The sequence below is a fragment of the Cobetia sp. genome (assembly GCF_983723665.1).
This window is the reverse complement of sequence record NZ_CFDJES010000136.1, coordinates 4,794-7,263: the sequence shown is the minus strand read 5'-3', so window position 1 is coordinate 7,263 and position 2,470 is coordinate 4,794. Positions and strand designations below refer to the sequence as shown.

Sequence of the window (2,470 nt, the reverse complement as noted above, 5' to 3'; positions counted from 1 at the left end):
CCCATGGTCACACCATGGAAGCCGTTGGTGAACGACACGATGTTGTGGCGGCCGGAGACCTTGCGAGCCAGACGAATGGCAGCTTCGACCGCATTGGTGCCGGTCGGCCCCGGGAAGTGGACCTTGTAGTCCAGACCACGCGGCTTGAGGATCACTTCCTCCAGCGCTTCGAGGAAATCGCGCTTGGCGGAAGTCCACATATCCAGGCCGTGGATGATGCCATCATTGCTGATGTAATCGACCAGTGCCTTCTTAAGTACCGGATGGTTATGCCCGTAGTTGAGCACACCGGCACCGGCGAGGAAATCGATGTAGCGCTTGCCGTCCTCGGTGAACAGGTGGGCATTCTGCGCCTTGGTGAAAACGGTCGGGAAAGAACGCGAATAAGTGCGTACCTCGGATTCCATCTGTTCGAGAATCTGCGTATTCATGCTGTCACCTCCCTGGTGATGGATGGCCGCGTACTGAAATGGCCATACCAGAATGTAAAGACGATCCAACGAATGACACTGCCCCCACCTCGCTAACACATGGGGTCAGCAGGAGATGTCACAACCTTCCTGTCGTGAACATCTGCCGGACGGGACGTGATTCTTCTCGACGACCGACACAAGAATCATGACGGCGTCCCGTCCGGGACTGCTTGCGGCTTGCTATTCGCCCGCGCTGCACATGGGCTCTGGCTGCACACAAGCCTTGAGCACGTCGAGCACTCAGATATCGCTTGGCAGGAACGGCCCGATGCGCACCAGGTTTTCGGCAAGGTGCTCGCCACCCAGCTGGTCTGAGGAGAAGTACTCACGCGAGTGCAGCGGCACTTGCCAGCGCTCGGCGAGGCGAGTGAACAATGCCCAGGACGCCTCGTTGTCCGGCGTGATGGTGGTCTCGAGATGACGCACGTGCGCCATTTCGGGACGCTTCATCACAGCTTCGATCAAGCGACGTGCCAAGCCAGTCCCACGCGCCTTCTCACCGACGGCGATCTGCCACAGGAAGAAGGTCTGCGGGGCGTCGTTGCGGGTGTAACCGGAAACGAAGCCGACGACCTCACCTTCCTCATCAGTTGCGATGGCGCAGCTGTCACGGAACTGCGTGGCCAGCAAAACGTACGAATACCCTGAATTGAGGTCCAGCGGCGGGCAGGCCTTGACCAGCTCGTAGATGCCCCAGCCATCATCGGTAGTCGGCTGACGGATGAACAACGGCGCACTGGCGCGGTTGATCACGGCATCGTGGGTGTGGTGGGCCAAGCCCTGAATCGTGGAAGTCATTGTCATGGTTTTCATAAAATATTTCGCAGTTGGCGAATTCGCTATAAACCATAACAAACCGTTATGGGTATCGCAAACCATAAATTATTCTCGTGAAGCGTATGGATAACGCAAAATTATCCCAAAGCCCCGTATCGGTGAGCGGGCAAGCTGGGGCTTAAACCGGGCAACACTCGCCCTTGTCTACCACCCGTTGGGGGTTTGTCCCCACTAGACGCAAGACGGCGCCCCGAGGGGCGCCGTTTGATTGCCTGCTCATCCGGCATCTGGCCTTGTTTTCGTTGCCACTGCCGCTGAGTCGGGTTCTGCACTAGTGCTTGAGCCCCAGGGCTTCCATCACTGCTGTTTCTGCACCTCACGCTTCTTGCTGGCGATCGCGACAATCTGGCCCAGCTCATCATGGCGGCTGAACTGCACCGCGCAATTGCGTCCTTCATGTTTGGCGGCGTAGAGCGCCATGTCTGCATTGTGTGATAGCTGTTCACGGTCGCTGCCATGCTGAGGGGCGATGGCAATCCCGATACTGCAGCCCACTTCCAGCTTGTGCTCTTCATACAGGAATGGCTTGCCCAGACTGTCGATGATGCGCTGGGCCAGCTGGGCGAGTTCGCCGTGACGGCCCAGATTCGCCTGGATGTCGGCATTGTGGACCAGCACCACGAACTCATCGCCTCCCAGGCGCGCGACGAAATCGTCCTTGCGCACCACCTGGTTGAGTCGCTCCGCGATCACCTTGAGCGCCACATCCCCGGCGGCATGGCCATGGGTGTCATTGATGGGCTTGAACTTGTCGATGTCCAGCATCAGGCACGCCAGCTGCCCGCCCTCGCCATTGACGCTTCCGAGCCAATGCTCGACCCGCTCATAGAAATGCTGTCGATTGGGCAGCCCCGTCAGAGAATCATGCATCGCCAGTTGCGTGATGCGCTTCTTGTAATTGTTGCTCTCGATGATGTTGTACTTGAACTTCTGCAGCGCCCGCGCCATCTGGCCCACTTCATTGGTGTGCTGGGTGCTGTCGATCACCACGCTGACATCGTCATTGGCCAGGGTATTCATGGTCTGGGTCAGACGACGTATCGGTACCAGCACATAACGTCCGAACAGCCACATCGAGATGCCGATCAGCACCACGATCATCGCCAGCGCCAGGCCATTGACCACCGGGGCCACCGTGGCCAGCAGCTTGAGCGTCTTGC

Annotated in this window: 3 protein-coding genes; all 3 read right to left on the bottom strand. The window is 58.5% G+C overall.

Annotated features, from left to right (window positions below):
• Positions 1-431, bottom strand: a 431-nt coding sequence (locus tag AC4FAH_RS12145) for an aminotransferase class III-fold pyridoxal phosphate-dependent enzyme (RefSeq protein ID WP_490246102.1), incomplete at its 3' end; no start/stop codon positions are given.
• A gap of 282 nt (positions 432-713) precedes the next feature.
• On the bottom strand, positions 714-1,271 hold the full coding sequence (gene ectA, locus AC4FAH_RS12140; RefSeq protein ID WP_082388757.1) for a diaminobutyrate acetyltransferase: 558 nt from the start codon (positions 1,269-1,271) through the stop codon (positions 714-716).
• Positions 1,272-1,607: 336 nt separating this feature from the next.
• The coding region (locus tag AC4FAH_RS12135; protein ID WP_490246101.1) for a diguanylate cyclase domain-containing protein at positions 1,608-2,470 on the bottom strand (863 nt) is incomplete at its 5' end.

Coding starts and splice junctions, on each gene's coding strand:
- ectA (WP_082388757.1), bottom strand. CDS start 1,271: ATGACTTCCACGATTCAGGGCTTGGCCCACCACACCCACGATGCCGTG.